The sequence below is a fragment of the Rhodanobacter sp. UC4438_H5 genome (genome assembly GCF_052978405.1).
In genome coordinates, this window is record NZ_CM129672.1 from 2,314,002 (window position 1) to 2,337,913 (window position 23,912).

Below are 23,912 nucleotides of genomic sequence, written 5' to 3' on the forward strand. Positions count from 1 at the left end.
GTCACGCTTGCCGCGGAGGCGACAAGCGCCGCAGAACCTTGCCTGACCTGAGGAGTCGACGTGGCCCCACACCTGAAATACCAGTTGCAACAGGCCTTCGAACGCTCGCAGGCCCCACTGGGCTTCGCCCCCGACCCCGCCTCGATGGAGCGCTTCCTGGCGCTCTGCCACCGCCGGCGCTACCCGGGCAAGACCGCGATCATCCGTCCCGGCGATCCGGCCAACACGCTGTACTACGTGGTCGAGGGTTCGCTGGCGGTATGCACCGAGGACGAGCAGGGCCGCGAATTGATCCTCGCCTACATCAGCCGCGGCCAGTTCATCGGCGAGATGGGCCTGTTCGTGGAGCAGGCCCAGCGCGAGTCGGTGGTGCGCTCGCGCACGCCGTGCGAGATGGCCGAGGTCAGCTACGAGCGGCTGTTCCAGCTGATGGAAGGCCCGCTGCGCGAGGAGTGCCCCAAGATCCTGTTCGCGATCGGTGCCCAACTCACCAATCGCCTGCTGCGCACCTCGCGCCAGGTCAGCCGCATGGCGTTCATGGACGTCACCAACCGCATCTCGCGCACCCTGCTCGACCTGTGCGACGAGCCCGACGCGATGACCCACCCGGACGGCACGCAGATCCGCATCTCGCGCCAGGAAGTGAGCCGCATCGTGGGCTGCTCGCGCGAGATGGTCGGCCGCGTGCTCAAGCAGCTCGAAGAGCAGCGCATGATCGACGTCTCCGGCAAGACCATCGTGATCCGCGGCACCCGCTGACCACGCCCGGCCGGCACCGCCACCGGTTCGCCTGAACCGGGTTTTTACGGCCGCCAGTCGAGCATGGTCTCCCGCCCCGGCTGCGAGACGGCGTTTGGACTTCGCACAGTTCTTTCTCTTCGTCGGCGTCGGCCTGCTCGCCCAGGTGGTGGACGGCGCGCTGGGCATGGCCTACGGGCTGGTGTCCAACTCGATCCTGCTGGCGCTGGGGCTGCCACCGGCGGTCGCCAGCGCCACCGTGCACACCGCCGAGATCGCCACCACCTGCGCCTCCGGCGCCTCGCATGCCTGGTTCGGCAACGTGCGCTGGCCGCTGTTCTGGCAGCTGGCGATACCCGGCGCGATCGGTGGCGTGCTCGGTGCCACCTTCCTGGCCAGCGTGCCCGGCGAGACGATCCGCCCGTTCATCAACGCCTACCTGCTGATCCTCGGCGCGATGGTCCTGCTGCGCGCGTTCGGCAAGCGGCTGAGCCGGCACCGGGTGCAGCACACCGGCGTGCTGGGTTTCTTCGCCGGCCTGCTCGACGCGATCGGCGGCGGCGGCTGGGGACCGCTGGCCACCAGCACCCTGATCGCCCGCGGCGGTGGCGTGCGCAGCACGATCGGCTCGGTGAACGCCGCGGAGTTCGTGGTGGCCACCTCGATCTCCGCGACCCTGGCGTGGCACGTCGGCGTCGGCCACTGGCCGATCGTGCTCGGCCTGCTCACCGGCGGCGTGCTGGCCGCGCCGTTTGCCGCGTGGCTCGTGCGCCACCTGCCCGAACGCGCGGTGATGGCCGCGGTGGGCACCTTGATCGTGGCGATCAGCCTGGTGCAGCTGCTGCACGCGTAGGGCGGGCACCGCCCGCCATGTTTCATCCCATTGAGCACGAGCCGGCGGGCGGTGCCCGCCCTACGCGCGCCGAACTCCGGCCTTCACAACCACTCGACGCGGGTCAGCGTGCGGCCGAGTGCCTTCTCCACCTTCTTGCACAGTTTCGGCGTGCCGTTGACCAGCACCGCCTCGGCAGCCTGCTTGAGCATCGCCACGTCGTGCATCGAATCGCCGTAGGCCACCTGCCACGCCGCAACGCCGTGCTCGGCCAGCGACTGCACCTTGCGCCGGCCCACGTTGTGCCGGCGCAGGCGCATGCCCAGCCAGCCGGGGCGCAGCTGCGAGGCGACCACTTCCACGCCGGCCAGCCCCAGTTCGCGCAGGATGCCGGTCGCCAGCGTCTCTTCGCAGCCGGTCACCACGATTACCCGATCGCCTTGCGCCTGATGCCGGCGCAGCCGGCTCAGTCCTTCGCGGCAGAATTGCTTCGGGCGTCGCGCCAGCACGCCAGCGAAGGCATCGGCGGCCACCCGGTATCGCGGCTCGCGCAGGCCCAGCAAGGCGATCCGCACCAGCAGGTACAGCGGCAGGCGGCGCGACAGCGGCCACGTCAGCAGCAACAACGGCGAGGCCAGCAAGGCCACGCCCTTGCGCCATGCCGAGCCGGCATAGCGGCTGCGCACGAACAGGGCGAAGGAATCGCCGTGGATCAGCACCCCATCGAAGTCGAACAGCACCACGCGCGGCGTGTTCTCGCACGGCGCGGCGACCGCGTCATCCCCCGGCGCGGCCGTGGCAGGTTCGACGGGGGCGCTCATGCGTTGGCGAACAACCGTCGCAGTTCGCGGCCCGGGTCCTCGGCGCGCATGAACGCCTCGCCGACCAGGAACGCCTGCACGCCGCCCGCGCGCAGGCGAGCCACGTCTTCGGGCGTGTGGATGCCGGATTCGGCAACCAGCACGCGGTCGTATTCGATCAGTTCCTGCAGCGCCAGCGAGGTTTCCAGCGCGGTCTCGAAATTGCGCAGGTTGCGGTTGTTGACGCCGATCAGCGGCACCGGCAGCGCCAGCGCGCGCTCCATCTCGTCCTCGTCGTGCACTTCGCACAGCACGTCCAGGTCGAGCTCGGCGGCGAGCAGCGCCAGCGGCAGCAGCTCGTCGTCGTCCAGCGCGGAGACGATCAGCAGGATGCAGTCGGCGCCGATCGCGCGCGCCTCGTGCACCTGGTAGGGGTCGATGATGAAATCCTTGCGCAGCAGCGGCAGCGAACAGGCCTTGCGCGCCTGCTGCAGGAACGCCTCGCTGCCCTGGAAGAAATCGGCGTCGGTGAGCACCGACAGGCAGGCCGCGCCGGCCTTCTCGTAACTGCGCGCGATCGCGGCGGGATCGAAATCGGCGCGGATCACGCCCTTGCTGGGGCTGGCCTTCTTCACCTCGGCGATCACCGCGGGCAAGCCAGCCTCGATCTTCGCCTCGATGGCAGCGGCGAAGCCGCGCGTGTCCGGCAGGTCGGCGATGCGCGCGCTCAGCTCGGCCAGCGGGACCTTGCTGCGGCGCTCGGCGACTTCTTCGGCCTTGCGCGCCAGGATGCGATTGAGGATGTCGGTCATGGCATCTCGCTCGGGTGGGGTGACGGGTGCATCGTAGTCGGCCGCGACGCGCGGTGTAACCGCACCGTGTTTACGGGACTCCCGCCAGGCGCCGCGTGGCGGCCACGAAGGCCTGCATTTTCGCATGCGCGGCGCCACTGGCGATCGCCGCACGGGCGCGTTCGATGCCGGCGCCGATGTCCTCGACCACGTCGGCAGCATACAAGGCCGCGCCGGCGTTCAGGCACACGATGTCGTGCGGCACGCCGGGTTCGCCGTGCAGCGCACCCAGCAGCATCGCCTTCGATTCGCCGGCGTCCTCCACCCGCAGGTTGCGGCTGGAGGCCATCGCCAGGCCGAAATCCTCCGGCTCCACCTCGTACTCGCGCACCACGCCGTCGCGCAGTTCGCCGACCATGGTGGCCGCGCCCAGCGAAATCTCGTCCATGCCGTCGCGGCCCCACACCACCAGCGCCCTGCGCGCGCCCAGCGCCTGCAGCACGCGGATCTGGATGCCGACCAGGTCCGGGTGGAACACGCCCATCAGGATGTTCGGCGCGCCGGCCGGGTTGGTCAGCGGGCCGAGGATGTTGAACAGCGTGCGCACGCCCATCTCGCCGCGCACCGGCGCCACCACCTTCATCGCCGGATGGTGGTTGGGCGCGAACATGAAGCCGATGCCGGTCTCGGCCAGGCACGCGGCGACCTGCGCCGGCGCCAGGTCGATCGACGCGCCCAGCGCCTCCAGCACGTCGGCGCTGCCGGACTTCGACGACACGCTGCGCCCGCCGTGCTTGGCGATGCGCGCACCGGCCGCCGCGGCCACGAACATCGACGCGGTGGAAATGTTGAAGCTGCACGCGCCGTCGCCGCCGGTGCCGACGATGTCGAGCAGGTGCGCATCGTCGCCGATCACCGGCACCGGCGCGGCCAGCTCGCGCATCACCCGCGCCGCGCCGGTGATCTCGCCCACGGTTTCCTTTTTCACGCGCAGGCCGGTGATGATCGCCGCGGTCATCAGCGGGCTCACCTCGCCGCGCATGATCTGGCGCATCAGCGAGATCATCTCGTCGTGGAAGATCTCGCGGTGCTCGATCGTGCGCTGCAGCGCTTCCTGCGGCGTGATGCCGACCATGCTCATGCCGCCAGCTTCCGCCGCGGCAGGCCGAGGAAGTTGGCCAGCAGGTCGTGGCCGTGCCGGGTCAGGATCGATTCGGGATGGAACTGCACGCCCTCCACCGGCAGGGTCTTGTGGCGCAGGCCCATGATCTCGTCGATCGAGCCGTCCGGATTTTCCGTCCACGCGGTGACTTCCAGGCAATCCGGCAGCGAGGACTGCTCCACCACCAGCGAGTGGTAGCGCGTGGCCTCGAACGGATTGGGCAGGCCGGCGAACACGCCCTGGCCGCGATGGATCATCGGCGAGGTCTTGCCGTGCATGATCTTCTTCGCGCGAATCACCTTGCCGCCGAACGCCTGGCCGATCGCCTGGTGGCCCAGGCATACCCCGAACACCGGGATCTCCCCGGCCAGCTCGCGCAGCACGTCCAGCGACACGCCTGCATCGTCCGGCGTGCCCGGCCCCGGGGAAATCATGATGTGCGAGGGCTTCAGCGCGCGGATGCCGGCCACGGTGAGCGCATCGTTGCGCACCACCCTCACCTCCTGGCCCAGCTCGCCCAGGTACTGCACGAGGTTGAAGGTGAAGCTGTCGTAGTTGTCGATCATCAGCAGCATAAACGACGTATCCATCTGTTTTTCAAAGGTTGCCAGACGGAATATTAGTCCCGATACCCGCATGGATACCCGCAATTTCGTTGGGTACCTTGCATGGGCGTCCGAACCACGCCGGCAAGCCATTTTGGCACGTATCCACAGGCTGCCAAATAACGCCAGAGACCTCCGTAATGCCCAGAGCCACGGGGCGATCTGTCGCAGTCAGATCGCGCCTCGAATGAAGTTGCGCCAGAACTGGCTAGACTTGGCAAGCTGAAGCCTACAGGGGGCAGAGCTGCACCATGACCGCAAGCGACGGAGAAATCCTCACGCTCGATGAGGTGGCCGCCTATTTGAAGGCCGGCAAGCGCACGGTGTATCGGTTCGCGCAGAACGGCGATCTCCCGGCCTTCAAGCTCGGCGGCACCTGGCGCTTCCGTCGCTCCGAGCTAGAGAGCTGGATCGACGCCAACAGCAACCAGCACAACTCGACGGGCAAAGGACGCCGCTGATGGAACTCCTCGACAACATCAGCCGCCTGTTCGGCGACGACCTCAAGCAAGCACTCAGGCCAGGCGCCAAGCTCAAGGTCGCCGCCTCCTGCTTTTCAATGTACGCCTACGAAGCATTGAAAGCCGAGCTGGAGCAGATTGAAGAGCTGCAGTTCATCTTCACCGCTCCCACCTTCGTTGCCGACGAAGTCACCGACCAGGTGAAACGCGAACGGCGCGAATTCCACATTCCCAAGCTGGATCGGGAACGCAGCCTCTACGGCAGCGAGTTCGAGATACAACTGCGCAATAAGCTCACTCAGCGCGCCATTGCCCGCGAGTGCGCCGACTGGCTACGCCGCAAGGCGAAGTTCCGCAGCAATCGCAGCAAAGCGCCGATGCAGCAGTTCGCCGGCGTCCAGGACGCCGCAACGGCGACGACCTACATGCCATTGCACGGCTTCACCGCGGTCGATCTCGGCTACCAGCAAGGCAACGCCGTCTCCAACTTCGTCAACAAGATCGGCGAACCCACCTTCGCCACGCAGTATCTGAATCTGTTCGAGCAGATCTGGAACGACGCGGAGAAGCTTGAGGACGTCACGGCGCAAATCTGCCAGCACATCGCCTCCGTGTACCAGGAGAACGCTCCGGAGAGCGTCTACTTCCTGATGCTCTACAACATCTTCAACGAGTTCCTCGACGACCTCGACGAAGACGTGCTGCCCAACGATCGCACGGGCTATCAGGACACGCTGATCTGGAACAAGCTCTTCAACTACCAACGTGATGCCGCCACCGGCATCATCAACAAGCTGGAGACCTACAGCGGCTGCATCCTCGCCGACAGCGTGGGCCTGGGAAAAACCTTCACGGCGCTGGCCGTCATCAAGTATTACGAGCTGCGCAACAAGTCGGTGCTTGTGCTCTGCCCCAAGAAGCTGGCGGACAACTGGCTCAACTACAACCGCAACCTCAAGACCAACCTGTTCGCCAAGGATCGTTTCAGCTACGACGTGCTTTGTCACACCGACCTCAGCCGTACCAGCGGCGAATCCTTCGGCACGCCACTCAACCGCATCAACTGGGGCAACTACGACCTGGTGGTGATCGACGAATCGCACAACTTCCGCAACAACGATGCCGTGAAGGAACGCGAGACCCGCTACCAAAAACTGATGCGCAAGGTGATCCGCGAGGGCGTCAAGACCAAGGTGCTGATGCTCTCGGCCACGCCCGTCAACAACCGCTTCAACGACCTGCGCAACCAGCTGGCGTTGGCCTACGAAGGCGACTCGGAGAACCTCAACAAGAAGCTTCGCACCAGCAAATCAGTCGAAGAGGTATTCCGCAACGCGCAGCGGGCTTTCAACACCTGGTCGCAGCTTCCGCCGGAGCAGCGCACGCCGCGTGCCATCCTCGACGCGCTGGACTTCGATTTCTTCGAGCTCTTGGACAGCGTCACCATCGCGCGCTCGCGCAAGCACATCCAGACGTTCTACGACACCCGCGATATCGGCCCCTTCCCGGAACGCCGCAAGCCGCTGTCGTTCCACTGCCCGCTGACCACGCGGGCGGACGTCATGAGCTTCAACGAGATTTTCGAACAGCTTGCCAAGCTCAATCTCGCGATCTACGCGCCACTCAGTTACATCCTTCCCAGTCGCATCAAGAAGTACGAGGACATGTACGACACCCAGGTAGCGGGTGGAGGCGGCGCGTTGCGCCAAATAGACCGCGAGCAAAGCCTGAAGAAGCTGCTCACCGTCAATCTGCTCAAACGCCTGGAAAGCTCGGTCGCCGCCTTCCGGCTGACCTTGAAGATGCTGCAAGGCAACCACCAGTACACGCTCGGCAAAGTCGAAGCCTTCGGAACAAACGGCGGCAAAGGCAGCGTCACCGATCACACGGCGGCACTCGACAGCCTGGATGCGGAAGACGACGACTGGTTGGATGCTGGCAGCAACGACTTCAACGTAGGCGGCAAGATCAAGATCGACCTGGCCGACATGGACCTGCCCCGCTGGCAGTTCGACCTTGAGCGCGATCGCGACGTGATCGCCACGCTCTTCGCCGAGATGGAGAAGATCACGCCAGCGGATGACGTGAAGCTCCAACACCTGAAGGCGCTGGTACAAGGCAAGATCACCCAGCCGATCAACCCCGGCAACAAGAAGGTGTTGATCTTCACTGCCTTCGCGGACACTGCCGACTACCTTTACGCCAACCTGGCACCCGAGCTATGGGCCAATCACGGCCTGCACAGTGCCGAGGTGACCGGCAGCACGCGGCCCAAGTCCACGCTTGCCACGAAGTACGACTTCCAGGAACTGCTGACGCTGTTCTCGCCACGGGCGAAGGAAAAAGCCGTGGTATTGCCGCAGGAGCCGGCAGAAATCGACCTTCTCATCGGCACCGACTGCATTTCCGAAGGCCAGAACCTGCAGGACTGTGACTACCTGGTCAACTACGACATCCATTGGAACCCGGTGCGCATCATCCAACGCTTCGGCCGCATCGACCGCATCGGCTCGCCGAACAGCAACATCCAATTGGTGAACTACTGGCCCGACATCTCGCTGGACGAATACATCAACCTCAAGAAACGCGTCGAGAGCCGCATGACCATCGTCGACGTCACGGCCACCGGCGACGACAACGTGCTCTCGGCCCAAGCCAACGACGTCGCCTACCGCAAGGAACAACTGCGGCGCCTGCAGGAAGAAGTGATCGAACTGGAAGACCTCAAGGCCGGCGTGTCGATCACTGATCTCGGCCTCAACGACTTCCGCATGGATTTGCTGAACTACGTGAAGGCGCATGGCGATCTGAAGAACGCCCCGAACGGCCTGCATGCCGTGGTACCTGCCAACACCCAGCTTGGCTTGCCGCCCGGCGTGCTCTTCACCCTGCGCAATCGCAATGCGGGAATCAACCTGGAAGCCAACCAACCCCAGCACAACCGCCTGCACCCGTACTACCTGATCTATATCGGGCGCGACGGTAACGTCGTCCACGACCAGACCGAAGTGAAGCGTTTGCTCGACCTGGCTCGCACTGCCTGCAAGGGGAAAGGCGAGCCTTGCCTCCCGCTGTGCGAGCAGTTCAACCGCGGGACGGCAGACGGCCGCAACATGCAGGCCTACTCGGATCTGCTGGGCAAGGCCATCCGCTCGATGATAGCCGTCAAGGAAGAGCGCGACATCGACAGCTTGTTCTCGGTCGGTAAGACCACGGCGCTGACCCAGACCATCGCCGGGCTGGACGACTTCGAGCTGATTGCCTTCCTCGTGGTGCTGGAAGCCGCATGACCCAGCACGCACGCACGGCCCTTTTCGCCTACCCGGTCAAGGCAGCCTTTGGGCGCATAGTTCCCAAGGCCAAGCTCTACGAGCAGGGCAGCGTCGGAACGCGCCTCAAAGGCCTCTTCACCGAGCAGGTCGAACAGATCGTCTGGCAGTACAAGCTGGCGCCCGAGACGATCAATCTGCCAGCGTCGCCCGGCGTGCCGGAGATCCAGGTCTTCAGCGTGCGACTCCGGGCACCCGAGTTGCATCATGACGTTCTCCGCGGCATGGACAGCGCTATCGCGTTCCCGATCATCTTCGAGCTGAACTTCGAGGATCGCATCCAGGTCATCGCAGCCTACAAGCGACCCAGCGAGGCCGACGCTGCCCGTTGGGTATGTTCCGACTACTTCGCCACTGGATGGCTGCCCACAAGCAGCCCACGCAAGGCCATGCCCACCGCACTGAGCTTGGGCAATCTGTACCAGCAGATGCTATCGGCACTGGTCGCCCTTCCAGCCAGGGCAAGCGAGTTGCTGCCCGCATTGGTCGAACGCGCCAGCCAAGTGCAGGCGCTCAGGCATGAGCTGCACAAGGCCGTCTCAAAGCTTGAGAAGGAAAGGCAGTTCAATCGTAGGGTAGAGATCAACGCCGCGGTGCGAGAGCTGAAGCACAACCTGAAATTGCTGGAGGGGAACGCGTGAGCGAGGAAAAGATGAACACACCGGCCACGGCGAATGCGTATGCCAACGCCATCCAAGGGCGCAGCGATGGGCAGTTCACAAGCCGCTTCAAGGAACAAGCGCGGCTGATGTTCGCCACCATTCATGGCGCCCCGTTTTTCGCGATCTCGCGCCTGGCCCCGGAACTCAGCAAGAAGGCAACCCTTAGCATCCTGATCGCCGACTCCAATGGTTGGTACTCGCAAGCAGGTGGACGCTGGCTCTCGCTCTACGCCAAGGCAAGACAGCCCGCGCAGAAAGTCGCCATCACGATCTGCGCAAATCGTCACATCGAATACGGCAAGAGCCCCAAGCCCATTCTCTTTCAGCCACCACAGCAAGTGCTACAGAAGGGTTGGGAGAAGCATTTGCTTAGCTTGGACACACCTCCAGACATCACAATCCTGCCCGCCCCCAACGACTTCGCTGGCATCATCGCACTCGCAGAGTCGCTGCGCACGGCCCTCCCGAATCGCAAGGCTCTGATCTCATGTCACTTCCACGCCGAGGCACTCATTATCGGCGCAACATTCAAGGCATACGGTTTCCAAACCAGCGAGACCTTGGGCTTCAACCGCGCTGAAAATCAGCCACAACCTCTGCAGGAGGGAGCTTGGTGGTTATCAGCAACTGCCCCCTCGACGGAGCATGCCGCGCCGCCGGCTGAAGAAGTGATAGACGAACTACGCTTGGCGTACCAATGTCTGCGCGGCCTAATGATCCAGGCAAAAGCCGAAGGCAAGGCATCCGAAGCCGCAGACACCATCGCCACTCGTGCCACGCTTCCGATGGAATACACTGACATCCGTGCGGTCTGTATTCCACCTTTGGGCGGAATCGACTTTGATACTGGGCGCTTCTTCAAGGTAGACGAAAACGCCAAGGAAAAAACCTTCGTTTGGGACACTCTCACGACAAGTTCTGAGCTGTTGGCTCGTGCGCCGACGCAGAACGAGCAGACATCCATCGACGAGGATCGCCTCAATCTGCTGATCTGGATCACGAAGGCCTTGGCCGAGTGCAATGAACCTGAATCAGCGGCGCCTGCGCATGCCGAAACCGCTCATGCCCCCGCAGAAACGTCAGAGAACCCTGACGCCCCCCCCGAGTCAGCGGCACCCCTTGCACCAGCGAACACGGGTGGTGCCGAACAGACTCCTCACACCGGCACCCCATCAAACGGAAGCGCGCCCGCAGCACGGCTGGTACGCCCTCGCCTCTCCCGCCGTGCCGGCACAGTCAATGTGCTGGCTCTTGCTGCACGACTAGGCAGGACCGGGCAGCAGACAGACAAAACGTTCGACTCGACGCGAACACGCATTCTTCGCTGGCTTGGCAACAAAGGGTTCCGGACCACCGACCTCGCGGGAAACAACCACATCGAGTCGCCCGATGGTGAGGTCACCATCGAGAGCGACGGCGAGCGCATTTGGTCGCTTCGGTTCGATGATCGCCGCTCCATGTCACAAGGCGCGATCTGGCGCGTCGAAGCGACGCTCATCAACGATAGTCAACCGGCCTTCGGCCTAAGGCTGATCCAGGTACGCAGCGACGAGGACGCTCCACCTCCGGTTGCCAGTGGCGTGCCGCAAGTCGTCTCCGACCTCGCCAAAGACATTGGCCTGATGGACGCAGGCACTGCCCTGCTCAGCACAGCGACGCATCTGTCCGGAGAGTCGGAGGCGCCCAAGCTTCTTCAGCTCATCCTGAATCCCGAACGCGTCCAGCCAGTGATCGTGATTGTCGGCGACATTGACGCCTCGGCGGAGCGCTTAGCGAAACGCCTGACCGGGGTGGCCCACGTCGTCTGCATTGATGCTGCCGTGTCCCAACAACTCATCCGCCGCCTTGGACGCGAACGCTCGGTATATGGCCATGCTGTTCGACTGTACCGCCCCGGCTTCGCCACCGACGCCGACCCTTATCAGCATCCGGTTTTCCCCCTGAAGAGTCGCCAACTGTCCAAGTGGTTGGTCAACGATCTCTTCGAGGAAGCCTGCGCCATCAGCCTGGAGGCGGAAGACCTGGACGATCGCGTGCCCTCGTTCCAGATCATCCGTCAACATCTCGCCGAGCAGCGTCTGCGCTCGTCTGAAGAACGCTTGGTCATGCTCCGTGAGCAGGCCAACAACGCCGCCGCTTCCAAAGACGAACAGATTAACAAGCTTCAGGCTATCCGCACCGAACTGGAGTCGGCACTGGCAGAGCACCGAGCCAAGGCCACTGAACTTGCTGCACAGGCGGCCGAACTGCAAGAAGAGCTTCGGGCGACACGGCGTGAACGCGACGACGCTCGCGAGGAGTTGCGTCGAAGCCGTTATCAGTTCCACGCCCAATGGAACGAAGAGGAAACACCAGAGTCCGAAGCAGCCAACGAGAGCTACCACCCGGACACGTGGGACGAACTGGAAGAGTGGGTGGATATCTACGGCGACAACAAGCTGGTGCTGTTGCCGTCCGCCGCCAAGGCCGCCCGTGAATCGCCTTTCAAGAACATTCCGCTGGCCTACAAGGCGCTGGAGTACCTCGCGCGCTATTACGTCCCCATGCGTACCCGCGACAAGGACGACTCCGCCCCCTACCAAGCCAGTCAACAGGCCTTGGCCGAGCAGGGGCTGGAGCTTTCTGCGGTGGGTTCCGCGCTGGACGATCATCGCTACAAACAGGACTATCGCCGTCAGTACGAGGGGAAGGACATCTGGCTGGATCAGCACCTGAAGGCCGGCGTCGGCTTCGACCCAGCCTCCCTGTTCCGACTGTACTTCTGGTACGACGCAGACGCTGCCAAAGTGGTCGTTGGTCACCTGCCCACCCACCTGACCAACCGCACGACCCACTCGGGTTGATCGCTCGTCGTCAGTGACGTCAAACAAGCCGCCCTCAGACGCAAGACAACACCAGAAGCTCATGGAACTGAAGCTGACATGAAAATTCAAGCTGTCCGTATCAGGAACTTCCGCACGTTGAAAGACGTGACGATTCCCTTTGACTCCGTCACGACCTTCATTGGGCCCAACGGCGCCGGCAAGTCCACCGTGCTTCGCGCGCTCGATTGGTTCTTCAACGGCAAGCCTGGCTCACTGACGGAGCAGGACTGCTCTTTTGGTGCTACTGGCGAAGACATCGAAGTTCAGGTCACCTTTGCTGACCTCTCGGAAAAGGATCGTGAGGCGCTTGGCAAGTACACGCCGGAAGGAGCAACTACGTTCACCGCATGGAGACGTCGATCACCCGACGGCACAGACGTTCTCTCCGCGAACGCAAAAGGTTTTCCGGATTTCAACGCGATCAAGACGGCAAGCGGCGCCGCAGCGAAGAAGGAGCTATACGCACAGCTTCGGAACAATCACCCAGAGCTGAATCTTCCAGCAGCCAACAGCGGCACAGCCGTTGAACAAGCGATGACGACATGGGAGGCATCTCACACAGATCAGCTTATCGACGCTCCGGAAGCGCTGCAAACCAATTTCTTCGGGTTCAATAGCGGCGGCAAAATGAGCGGCCTCTTCGACTTCGTCTTGGTCACTGCCGACCTTCGCGCAAGCGAAGAATCGGTGGACGGCAAGGCAAGCATCATTGGCCGAATTCTTGAACGTTCGATCGATCGCTCTGCCGCTGACGAGGCAATTGCGGAGATAGTCGCTGAGTCGAGAACAAAGCAACAACGTGTTTATGAAGAGAAGTTCAAGGAGCAACTTGACGTCATCACGACACAGCTCAACGAAGTCGTCACGTCCTACGCCCCGGGCCGAGCTGTCACGGTCTCTCCAGCTGAGCTGGAACTCAAGGCTCCGCGCACGACGTTTGACGTCACTGTGCTGGACGGCGCAACCGAGACGGCAGTGGAACGACAGGGGCATGGCTTTCAACGCACGCTTCTGATCTCCGCCCTCCAGCTCTTAGCGCAGTCTGGTGCTGCTTCCGGGGAGGGCGTCATCTGCCTGGCGATTGAGGAACCGGAACTTTTTCAGCATCCGATCCAAGCGCAAGCGTTTGCGAAGGTACTCAGATCGCTCGCCGAGGACTCCAGCAAGCGCATTCAAGTGACCTACGCGACCCATAGCCCCTATTTCCTTGAGGCTCGACATTTCGACCAGGTCCGGCGACTGACACGATCGCTTGGCGATGCTCCCGTAGTGTCTGTCCACTTCGCCACAGTTGAGGAAGTTAAGACCGCGCTCAGTGGAACGGTGGATGCCGGCCAGATTGAGCGTCAACTTGATGGCATCGTCGCGAGTCGGCTCTCGGCCGCACTATTTTCCGCGCGCGTGCTTCTGGTCGAAGGTGATACGGAAGTAGCCGTGTTTTACGGAATCGGCGACCGAACTTCCGTGGGATGCCTCGAATCTCAAGGGCTGTCAATCGTTTCAGCTGGGGGCAAGGGAGGGATTCCACTGGCTCACGCCATTCTTACCAGCCTTGGGATTCCAACTTATGCGCTCTTCGACGGAGACAGCAAGTTTGAAGTTCGCGCTAGAGCTGCGGGAAAGAAGCAGCCTGCCATAGAAAGCGAGCGTACAAAATTTTCGACAGAAAACCGTCGATTGTTGAGGTACTTCGGCGAACAGGAGGTTGACTTCCCGCCAGAGCGCGTCGGTGATCGCGCAGCTACATTGAGCGATCATCTTGAGAGCCACCTTGAAGCCAATTGGGCTGAATGGGTTACGTCGTGCTCGGCGATTGAAACCTCTGCCGGCATTGAACTTGCGAAAAATCAGTACGCATACCGAGTCGCGACAATCGAGGCGACAGGAGCTGTTCCAGAGATTCTCAAGAGCATTCTGATGAAAGCTGGGGTCACTAGCCATGCATGAGATCATCTGCCCGCACTGTGGCACGGCATTCAAGATCGATGAAGCACGCTACGCGGACATCCTGAAGCAGGTTCGCGACAAGGAGTTCGACAAGCAGCTGCATGAGCGATTGGAACTGGCCGAGCAAGACAAGCGCAACGCGGTCGAGCTTGCCGAGGCTAAGCTCGCCGGTGAGCTGCAAAAGGAAGCTTCGGCCAAGGATGCCGAGATCAAGGAACTGAAGGCTAAGCTGGATGCCGGTGAGGCTTCACGCAAGCTAGCCGTGACCGAGGCTCTGAGCCCGGTCGAAAAGGAGCGCAACCAACTCGCCAATGAGCTGGCGCAGGCCAAGCGTGATCTGGAGTCCGCGGCCAGGCTGGCCGAAGTGACGCGGGCAAACGCCGTTCAGACAACGGCTGCCGCAAAAGACACCGAAATTCAGGCGCTGCAGGCCAAGCTCGACGCTAGTGAGGTTACCCAACAACTTGCGGTTACCAAGGCCGTCAGCGTCGTCGAGAATGAGCGAAACGCTCTGAAGAGCGGCCTTGAGCGCGCCGAGCTTGAAAAGGACTTGGCCGAAAAGTCCCTGAAGGAAAAGTACGAGACCCAGCTCAAGGATCGCGAGGAGACCATCGAGCGCCTCAAGGACATGAAAGCCAAGCTGTCGACCAAGATGATCGGCGAAAGCCTTGAGCAGCACTGCGAGACCGAGTTCAACCGCATCCGCGCTACCGCCTTCCCGCACGCCTACTTCGAGAAGGACAACGACGCACGCAGCGGCAGCAAGGGTGACTTCATCTTCCGCGATCTGGCCGAAGACGGCACCGAGATCGTCTCCATCATGTTCGAGATGAAGAACGAGAACGACGAGACCGCCAGCAAGAAGAAGAACGAAGATTTCCTGAAGGAGCTCGACAAGGATCGCACGGAGAAGGACTGCGAATATGCCATCCTAGTCTCCTTGCTTGAACCCGAGAGCGAGCTTTACAACACCGGAATCGTCGACGTCTTCCATCGCTACCCGAAAATGTACGTCGTCCGTCCGCAGTTCTTCATCCCCATCATCACACTGCTACGCAACGCGGCCATGAAGTCCCTGGCCTACCGACAGGAACTCGCCCTTGTCCGGACACAAAACCTCGACATCACTCGATTCGAGAAGCAGCTGGACGACTTCAAGGGGGCGTTTGGCAGGAACTGGCGGCTTGCCTCCGATGGTTTCGAGGAAGCCGTCAAGCGGATCGACGAAGCCATCAAGGACCTGGAGAAGACCAAGGAAGCACTCCACAAGTCCGCGAACAATCTGCGGCTTGCAAACGACAAGGCCGAAGATCTGACGATCAAGAAATTGACCCGTGGCAACCCGACGATGGCGGCGAAATTCGCCGAACTGAAAGATCACGATTCTTCTGACGAAGAATGAATCCAAGGAAGCACAAGATGGAAAAGTTGAAGATGCACTCGCCCGACCTCAGCCAGGACAACCTCGCGCGGATACGCGAGATGTTTCCGGGCTGCGTGACCGAGGCACGGGGCGAGGATGGCAGCGTGAAGCTGGCGGTGGACTTTGACCTACTGCGGCAGGAGCTGTCCGGGTCGCTGGTGGAAGGGCCGCAGGAGCGCTACCAACTCGACTGGCCGGGCAAGCGCAAGGCGCTGCTGACGGCCAACGAATCGATTGCCAAGACCTTGCGCCCAATGCGAGATGAAAGCGTGGCCTTCGACACGACCAGGAACCTGTTCATCGAAGGCGACAACCTGGAGGCGCTCAAGTTGTTGCAGGAGACGTATCTGGGCAAGGTGAAGATGATCTACATCGACCCGCCGTATAACACAGGCAATGACTTTATCTACAAGGACGACTTCAGCAGCGACAGCTCGAACTACACGCAGCAATCTGGGCAAACCGATTCCGAGGGTGGACGACTGGTCGCGAACACCGAAGCCAATGGGCGCTTCCATTCGGACTGGTTGAGCATGATTTTTTCGAGGCTGAAGCTTGCGCGCAATCTTCTTCGCGCCGATGGCTCCATCTTCATCTCGATTGACGATAACGAAGTGGACAACCTACGGAAGGTCTGCAACGAGATCTTCGGCGAAGAAAATTTTATCGGCCAAGTAGTCTGGCAACGCTCAAAAAAAGGCGACTCGAAACTCATCGCCAACGTTCACGAGTACGTTCTGTGCTATGTCCGCGACAAGCACGCCGTACTGGCGAGTGGCCCTTGGCGTCGTCCGAAGGAAGGAGCCGATCAGGTCCTCTCCAAGTACGCTGAGTTGAGGGAACAACATAGGAGCGATCACGAGGCTATCCGAGCTGAAATGCTGGCTTGGTACAAGGGTCTCCCGAAGAGCGATCCACGAAAGGCCCACAAGCACTACAACTGGTCGGATGATCGTGGCCTCTACTTTGCCGCAGACTTCGCAGGACCCGACGACGGACGCGAATCCAGACCACGGCATGACATTTTTCATCCCAGCACTGGCAAATCATGCAAGAAGCCATCGACTGGATGGCGGTGGGATGAAGAGAAGACGAAGTGGGCGCTTGCTCAGAATCCGCAACGGATTCACTTTGGCCCTGACGAAACAACGATCCCCAACCGAAAGAGCTACCTGTTCGAAATCGATAGTGAGCCCTACTCGTCCGTGTTCTACAGGGACGGTCGTTCCGCCACCCTTGAGGTCGAAGAGCTTGTCGGTAAAGGCTGGTTTCCGTTTCCGAAGAACACCGATGTCTTGTCTGAATTGATCGAACTGGCCACCAAGCCTAATGACATCATTCTGGATTTCTTTGCTGGCTCCGGCAGCACGGGGCATGCGGTGATGAAGGTGAACATGGCCCATGGCTCTAAGCGGCGGTTCGTGCTTGCTCAGATTCCTGAAGCAACCGGTCGAACTGGGTACAGCACCATTGCCGAGATCACCAAGGAGCGACTGCGCAAGGCCGGAATTAAAGTAGCCGAGAACCGAAACGCTACCGGTCTAGATGTCGGCTTCCGCGTCCTCAAGATTGACAGTTCCAACATGGCCGACGTGTTCTACACCCCCGACGCCGTCACCCAGGAAGGCTTGTTCAATGCTGTCGACAACATCAAACCTGATCGCAGCGCGGAAGACCTGCTGTTCCAGGTGATGCTGGACTGGGGTGTCGACCTTGCCCTACCCGTCGAAAAAAAGGTCATCCAGGGCAAGGACGTCTTGTTCGTGGACGGCAACGCACTAGCTGCCTGCTTCGACCACGACGGCGGCATCGACGATGCCTTCGCCAAGGAGCTGGCCACTCACAAACCTCTACGTGCGGTTTTCCGCGATGCCGGTTTCAAGGACAGCACGGTGAAGATCAACATCGAACAGATCTTCAAGCTGCTTTCGCCCAGCACCGAAGTGAAGTGCCTGTAAGGTCGCACCATGGAGAAGCACGACCTCACCCAATTGTTGGAAAGCCTGATCGCCACCTGGGAGAACGAGGTGGTGGAGTTCAAGCAGGCCGGCAGCGACTACAGCACCGACGACATCGGCAAGTATTTCTCCGCGCTGGCGAACGAGGCCAATTTGCGTGGGGCCGACGCCGGCTGGCTGGTATTCGGCGTGAACAACAAGACCCGCCGCGTGGTTGGCACGGACTACCGCACCAAGGCGGAGCACCTGCAACAGCTGAAGATGCAGATCACGCAGAACAGCGACCCACGGCTGACCTTTCGCGACATCCACGTGCTGCCACACACCGATGGCCGGGTGTTGTTGTTCCAGATTCCCGCCGCACCACGCGGCATCGCCATTTCGTGGAAGGGCCACTACTACGCGCGTGCTGGGGAGAGCCTGGTGCCGCTGGGCCTGGACAAGCTGGACGAAATCCGCAACCAGACCCTTACGCAGGATTGGACGGCGCAGTTCGTTGACGACGCCTCGTTGGCCGACCTGGACGAAACCGCCACCAGCCGGGCGCGCGAGTCTTTCGCGCAGAAACATGCCAACAGCTTTGCGCCAGAAGCCGTGGCGGCGTGGCCTCTAGCCACCTTCCTTGATCGGGCGCGTGTCACGCGAGAGGGCCGGATTACCCGCACCGCCCTGCTCCTGCTGGGCAAGGCCGAGTCAGCCCACCGCCTTTCGCCCCACCCCGCGCAGCTGACATGGAGCCTGGTGGGCCAGGAGCGCGCCTACGAGCATTTCGGCCCACCCTTCCTGCTGAGCACCACTCGCCTGTACCAGCGCATCCGCAACATCCAGTTGCGCATCCTGCCGCAGGACGAACTGGTGCCCGTAGAGGTGGCCAAGTACGACCAGAAGATCGTGCTGGAATCCCTGCACAATTGCATCGCCCACCAGGACTACACGCGCAACGGCCGCGTGGTGGTGACGGAGCTACCCGACCGGCTGGTGTTCGAGAACGAGGGCAGCTTTTACGAGGGAAGCCCTGACGACTACATCACCGGCACCAAGCTCCCCCGGCGCTACCGCAACCCCTTCCTCGCGCAGGCGATGGCCGAGCTGAACATGATCGACACCATGGGCTACGGCATCCACGACATGTACGTTCGCCAGGCACGGCGCTACTTCCCGATGCCCGACTACGACCTTGGCGAGGCCGGAGCTGTGAAGATGACGATCTACGGTGGCGTGGTCGATCCCGCCTACAGCCGCCTGTTGATCCAGCGCACCGACCTGCCGTTGGCGGACGTGCTGGCGCTGGATCGCGTGCAGAAGAAGCTGTCGATTCCGGACGCCGTCGCCACCCATCTGCGCAAGGCGGGGTTGATCGAGGGTCGCAAGCCGAACTACTTCGTTTCCGCCGAGGTTGCCAAGGCCACCGCCAGCGTCGCCGACTACCTCCGCACGCGCGCCCAGGATGACGACTATTACGCCAAGCTCATTACCGACTACCTGACGCTGAAAGGCTCGGCAAGCCGCACGGATATCAACGGGCTGCTGATGGGCAAGCTGAGCGACGCGCTGGACGACAAGCAAAAGGACAACAAGATCGCCAACCTGCTGACCAACCTGCGGCGCAAGGGTCGTATCCGCAACACCGGAAGCCGCGGGCAGCCGGTCTGGAAGCTTGCAGAATGAAGCCCCTCTTCGCCCGAAACAACATCACTATAAATCAATGACTTGCGCCTTTCTGCAGGCCGCCCTGCAGAGAGCTTGCAGAAAGAAGCGCCAGCAGGAACACCATGAAGCTCAAGTTCAAGATCCAGCCCTACCAGACCGCCGCCGTACAGTCCGTGGTGGACTGCTTCGAGGGCCAGCCGCCCGCCAGCGCCAGGGCCGTCAGCTACCGCATCGACCCCGGCAAGCTGGCCAAAGGCCAGACCATCGGCAGCACCCTAGCTGGTGGCGATGGCTTCAGGAACGCCGACCTGCTGCTGACCGAGCAGACGCTGCTAGGCAACGTGCAGCAGGTGCAGCGCCAGCAGAACCTGCCACTCTCTCCGTCGCTGGTGAAGACCAAGGTGTCGCCGCTCAACCTCGACATCGAGATGGAAACCGGCACAGGGAAGACCTACTGCTACATCAAGACCATGTTCGAGCTGAACCAGCGCTACGGCTGGAGCAAGTTCATCGTGGTGGTGCCCTCCATCGCCATCCGCGAGGGCGTGGCCAAGTCGCTGAAGATCACCGCCGACCATTTCCTGGAGACCTACGGCAAAAAGGCCAGGTTCTTCATCTACGACTCCAAGCAGCTGCACCAGCTCGAAAGCTTCGCCTCCGACGCGGGCATCAACGTGATGGTCATCAACGTGCAGGCCTTCAACGCCACCGGCAAGGACAACCGGCGCATCTACGAGGCGTTGGACGACTTCCAGTCCCGCAAACCCATCGACGTCATCAGCGCCAACCGCCCCATCCTGATTCTGGACGAGCCCCAGAAGATGGAAGGAGGCAAGACGCTGGATTCGCTGGTGAACTTCAAACCGCTGTTCGTGCTGCGCTACTCAGCCACGCACAAGACCCGGCACAACCAAATCCACCGCCTGGATGCGCTCGACGCCTACAACCAGAAGCTGGTGAAGAAGATTGCCGTGCGCGGCATCACCATGAAGGGCCTAGCAGGCACGAATGCCTACCTCTACTTGCAATCCATCGACATCTCGCCCAAGAAACCGCCGGAAGCGCGCGTGGAGTTCGAGCAGAAGCTGGCGGGTGGCAAGATCAAGCGCGTAGTGCGCAAGCTGGGCAAGAGCGACAACCTATTCACCCTATCCAACGAACTGGACGAGTACCGCACCGGCTTCACGGTATCGGACATCAATGCCAACAGCGACACCCTGACCTTCACCAACGGCGTACAGCTCATCGTGGGCGACGCCACGGGCGACGTGAACGAAACGGCGCTGCGCCGCATCCAGATCCGCGAGGCGATCAAGGCGCATTTCGACAAGGAACAAGCCCTGTTCACGCAAGGCGTGAAGGTGCTCTCGCTGTTCTTCATCGATGAGGTAGCGAAATACCGCGACTACACGGCCGCCGATGACAAGGGCGAATACGCCCGAGTCTTCGAGGAGGAGTACCGAGACTACTTGAACGAGGTGATCGGCCTTGAAGAAACGCCTTGGACGAAGTACCTGAAAGGCATCGCTCCGGAGAACACCCACAGTGGCTACTTTTCCATCGACAAGAAGACCAAGCACCTGACCGACCCGACGGTCACCAAGCGTGGCGAGAACGCCGGACAGTCTGACGACACCGACGCCTACGATCTCATCCTGAAGGACAAGGAGCGCTTGCTGTCGTTGAACGAACCGGTGCGTTTCATCTTTTCGCACTCGGCATTGCGCGAGGGCTGGGACAACCCCAATGTATTCGTCATCTGCGCGCTCAAGCACAGCGACAACACGGTCTCCCGCCGACAAGAAGTAGGCCGCGGCCTTCGGCTATCGGTGAACCAGCAAGGCGACCGCATGGACAACCCGGCGACGGTGCACGACATCAACGTGCTGACCGTGGTGGCCAGTGAGAGTTACAAGGACTTTGTGGCTGGGCTGCAGGACGACATCAGCAAGTCGCTTGCCGAGCGACCGCGCAAGGCCGATGAACACTACTTCACCGGCAAGCTGCTCAAGACCGAGCAAGGCGACGTAGAAGTCACGCCGACCATGGCCAAGCAGATCTACAAGTATCTGCTCAAGAACGATTACACCGACGACAGCGACGGTATTGCTGATGCGTACCACCAAGCCCGCAAGGACGGCACGCTGGCGGAGCTGCCAGCCGAACTGAAGCCATACACCGACCAGGTCGTCGCCCTCATCGACAGCGTCTTCAGCCTGGCGCAGCTTCCCGATATCACTGATGGCCGCAAGCCGAAAACGAACCCTCTCAACGCAAACTTCGACAAGCAAGAGTTCAAGGCGTTGTGGAGCCGCATCAACCGCAAGGCGGCCTACAGCGTGCACTTCGACAGCGACGAGCTGGTTCGCAAGGCCGTCGCGAAGCTCAACGACAAGGACGAAGGCTTGCGGGTCACCCCGCTCCAGTACGTCATCCAGGCAGGCACGCAGGCAGAGCAGGCAACCTACGAAGACATCGTCGCCGGAAAGGGCTTCCGGATCACCGAGAGCGAAGTGGGGAACCATCGCGCCTCGATCCACTCGCTGGTGCGCTACGACCTGATCGGCAAGCTCGCCGAAGGCACCCAGCTCACGCGCCGCACCATCGCTGACATCCTGAAGGGCATGAACGTGGCGGTGTTCGCCCAGTTCAAGACCAACCCTGAAAGCTTCATCGCCGAGGCGATCCGGCTCATCAACGAGCAGAAAGCCACCGTGATCGTCGAACACATAGCCTATGACCCGGTGGAAGAAATCTACGACCTAGACATCTTCACTGCCAGTCAGAGCCGTCAGGACTTTACCAACGCCGGTGGCAAGCTTCAGCACCACATCTACGACTACGTGGTCACCGACTCCAAGGTGGAGCGCCAGTTCGTGAGCAACCTGGACACCAGCACGGACGTGATGGTCTACGCCAAGCTGCCCCGGGGCTTCCTCATTCCAACCCCCGTAGGCGACTACAACCCCGACTGGGCCATCAGCTTCAAGGAAGGCAAGGTCAAGCACATCTACTTCGTCGCCGAGACCAAAGGCTCCATGTCCACCATGGAGCTGCGTGAGATCGAGAAGACCAAGATCAAGTGCGCCCACAAGTTCTTCGACGAGATGAACCGCCGCTACGCACCCGAGAACGTCAAGTACGCGGTGGTAGATAGCTTCAGCAAGCTGATGGAGATCGTGAAGTGACAAGCAAGGAATCCACCGTGTACAAGCCCCGTTTCGACTTCGGCAGCAACCTTGATCCCAGCGGAACGCAAACCGGCACCATTAAAGACCTGATCGACGAGCTCAATTACGAAAAGCTCAAGACAGCCACCGGCGTCGATGCGAAGAAAAGTGAATCAAATGGAACAGCTGTCACTTTCGACTCGCTAAGCGGCGTGCTCGCATTCTTGGACGAAGTTGCTGGCATAGGCACGTTGAAACTCGCTCAAGATGTCCCTCTGTCGACGTTGAAGACCATCAAGCTTCTTTACGTAACAAACGACACCAGCGACACACAGCTCTTCAGACTACTCAAGTCGCCGCTTCGAGGCGGCAAGCCCACGCTGGAGTTCTATACCACCGAATCACCTTCGAGAAATCAGAAGGGCATTGCCATCGTCGATCACCTGCTGTCGGCATTGAGCAAAGAAGTTGATCCAGTTGTACTGCGCAAGATTGACACTTCTTTCCTGACCTATCCGAAGCTGCTTGAATGCATAGCAACGGAGAATCTCGAAATTCTCGAACCCGTCTACGCAAGACATAGCGGAAAGCCCGCGGCGATAGCCAAGGCATTCACCCATCTCGGGAAGGCAGTAAATAATTACAAACCGACATCACGCAAGTCGGATCGTCCGCTACACGAAGCAATATACACGTATTTACGCATCCTTCCATTTCTTAACTTTGTTGGTGAATATCAAGAAGTAATTGACCTATCACAAGTCAAGGGCCAAGCAAACTCGATCAAGGAAGAGATTGAGGAGTTTTGCAGCGAGCTCTCCGGCACCTTGAAGCTGACGGTTCATTACGCAACACCCATAACTTCCGTAGCGACATTCACCGACTTTGTCGACGCCCACGCACTGGCATTAGCCAAGCTGGTACAAGATGTCACTGGCTATACCAGTGAGCGAAGAGACATTCTGAAAATTGTTAATGCAGCCAGCAAAGTACTTGGCGCATATGTCCATCACGAATGGGGCATCATTCCACTGGACACGCAAAACATTTCGGTCGCTGACAGTGTCGCTGCCCTATGCACCATCCGCCACCAGCAGAAGGTGAAGACAAATTACTCGGCCTATTGGTTGGGACAGAAGCAGTCCGACAAAGGTACTGGGGTGCTGCGCCAGATGGACGACACCAGGGATACCAAGGAACTTTTCGAGCACGACTACATACCGCACGGCATCAACCAATTGCTGTTTAGTCGCTTCAACCAGTTCTACATGGCAATCACGGGGCAACAAAGTCGCTACGCAGCTTGGATGGAGCTTCAGCTTGCCCGGCTGACCAAATACTCCGAGTGTTATCTATCCAATGACGTTTCCATTTGTGACCATGCCGTTCAGCGTTTCTACCAATATTGCACACTGGAAGCATTCAGAGCTGCAGACATCACTCAGGTTGAGTAAATTCTTACATCACCACATCTAAGTATATGAAGGTGGAATCGGTGTCTTGAGAACAGTCAATTAGCA

Annotated in this window: 16 protein-coding genes; 12 read left to right on the forward strand and 4 right to left on the reverse strand. The window is 60.8% G+C overall.

Going from position 1 to position 23,912, the window contains the following annotated elements:
- Nucleotides 1-144 precede the first annotated feature (144 nt).
- Nucleotides 145-759, forward strand: coding sequence for a cAMP-activated global transcriptional regulator CRP (gene crp / locus ACVCL9_RS10880; protein ID WP_395136028.1), 615 nt, complete (start codon nt 145-147; stop codon nt 757-759).
- Nucleotides 760-853: 94 nt separating this feature from the next.
- Nucleotides 854-1,591 carry a sulfite exporter TauE/SafE family protein gene (locus ACVCL9_RS10885; RefSeq protein WP_447098116.1) on the forward strand — a complete coding sequence of 246 codons (738 nt, stop codon included), beginning with the start codon at nt 854-856 and terminating at the stop codon, nt 1,589-1,591.
- Between the two features lie 83 nt (nt 1,592-1,674).
- On the opposite strand, the gene ACVCL9_RS10890 is transcribed toward ACVCL9_RS10885, so the two are convergent.
- The 4 genes from ACVCL9_RS10890 to ACVCL9_RS10905 all read right to left on the reverse strand — a co-directional run bounded on the left by ACVCL9_RS10890 (nt 1,675) and on the right by ACVCL9_RS10905 (nt 4,898).
- Nucleotides 1,675-2,391 carry an HAD family hydrolase gene (locus tag ACVCL9_RS10890; RefSeq protein WP_447098115.1) on the reverse strand — a complete coding sequence of 239 codons (717 nt, stop codon included), beginning with the start codon at nt 2,389-2,391 and terminating at the stop codon, nt 1,675-1,677.
- Nucleotides 2,388-3,182 carry an indole-3-glycerol phosphate synthase TrpC gene (gene trpC / locus ACVCL9_RS10895; protein WP_395120148.1) on the reverse strand — a complete coding sequence of 265 codons (795 nt, stop codon included), beginning with the start codon at nt 3,180-3,182 and terminating at the stop codon, nt 2,388-2,390. Before trpC ends, ACVCL9_RS10890 begins: the two co-directional genes overlap by 4 nt.
- A 70-nt stretch (nt 3,183-3,252) precedes the next feature.
- Nucleotides 3,253-4,302, reverse strand: coding sequence for an anthranilate phosphoribosyltransferase (gene trpD, locus ACVCL9_RS10900; RefSeq protein WP_447098114.1), 1,050 nt, complete (start codon nt 4,300-4,302; stop codon nt 3,253-3,255).
- The gene (locus ACVCL9_RS10905) at nt 4,299-4,898 is read right to left on the reverse strand and encodes an anthranilate synthase component II (RefSeq protein WP_447099526.1); all 600 of its coding nucleotides are present in this window, start codon (nt 4,896-4,898) and stop codon (nt 4,299-4,301) included. The genes trpD and ACVCL9_RS10905 overlap by 4 nt, the downstream gene beginning before the upstream one ends.
- Nucleotides 4,899-5,179: 281 nt before the next feature.
- On the opposite strand from ACVCL9_RS10905, the gene ACVCL9_RS10910 reads away from it, so the two are divergent.
- From ACVCL9_RS10910 to ACVCL9_RS10955, 10 genes are all read left to right on the forward strand, one after another.
- Nucleotides 5,180-5,389: a helix-turn-helix domain-containing protein gene (locus tag ACVCL9_RS10910; RefSeq protein ID WP_447098113.1), complete on the forward strand. Its 210-nt coding sequence runs from the start codon at nt 5,180-5,182 to the stop codon at nt 5,387-5,389.
- Complete coding sequence (locus ACVCL9_RS10915) at nt 5,389-8,679, forward strand: helicase-related protein (protein ID WP_447098112.1); 3,291 nt, start codon at nt 5,389-5,391, stop codon at nt 8,677-8,679. Before ACVCL9_RS10910 ends, ACVCL9_RS10915 begins: the two co-directional genes overlap by 1 nt.
- Nucleotides 8,676-9,359, forward strand: a complete 684-nt coding sequence (locus tag ACVCL9_RS10920; RefSeq protein WP_447098111.1) for a DUF4391 domain-containing protein — start codon at nt 8,676-8,678, stop codon at nt 9,357-9,359. Before ACVCL9_RS10915 ends, ACVCL9_RS10920 begins: the two co-directional genes overlap by 4 nt.
- Nucleotides 9,356-12,223 (forward strand): hypothetical protein, encoded by a 2,868-nt coding sequence (locus ACVCL9_RS10925; protein ID WP_447098110.1) that lies wholly within the window; start codon nt 9,356-9,358, stop codon nt 12,221-12,223. The genes ACVCL9_RS10920 and ACVCL9_RS10925 overlap by 4 nt, the downstream gene beginning before the upstream one ends.
- A gap of 78 nt (nt 12,224-12,301) precedes the next feature.
- Nucleotides 12,302-14,191: an ATP-dependent nuclease gene (locus tag ACVCL9_RS10930; protein ID WP_447098109.1), complete on the forward strand. Its 1,890-nt coding sequence runs from the start codon at nt 12,302-12,304 to the stop codon at nt 14,189-14,191.
- On the forward strand, nt 14,184-15,593 hold the full coding sequence (locus ACVCL9_RS10935; protein ID WP_447098108.1) for a DUF2130 domain-containing protein: 1,410 nt from the start codon (nt 14,184-14,186) through the stop codon (nt 15,591-15,593). Before ACVCL9_RS10930 ends, ACVCL9_RS10935 begins: the two co-directional genes overlap by 8 nt.
- Nucleotides 15,594-15,610: 17 nt before the next feature.
- Complete coding sequence (locus tag ACVCL9_RS10940; protein WP_447098107.1) at nt 15,611-17,572, forward strand: site-specific DNA-methyltransferase; 1,962 nt, start codon at nt 15,611-15,613, stop codon at nt 17,570-17,572.
- A gap of 9 nt (nt 17,573-17,581) precedes the next feature.
- On the forward strand, nt 17,582-19,240 hold the full coding sequence (locus ACVCL9_RS10945) for an RNA-binding domain-containing protein (protein WP_447098106.1): 1,659 nt from the start codon (nt 17,582-17,584) through the stop codon (nt 19,238-19,240).
- Between the two features lie 104 nt (nt 19,241-19,344).
- The gene (locus tag ACVCL9_RS10950) at nt 19,345-22,410 is read left to right on the forward strand and encodes a type III restriction-modification system endonuclease (protein WP_447098105.1); all 3,066 of its coding nucleotides are present in this window, start codon (nt 19,345-19,347) and stop codon (nt 22,408-22,410) included.
- 17 nt (nt 22,411-22,427) lie between these two features.
- A complete protein-coding gene (locus tag ACVCL9_RS10955) occupies nt 22,428-23,846 on the forward strand; it encodes a hypothetical protein (RefSeq protein ID WP_447098104.1) in 1,419 nt (472 codons plus the stop codon).
- The last annotated feature ends 66 nt before the right edge of the window (nt 23,847-23,912 follow it).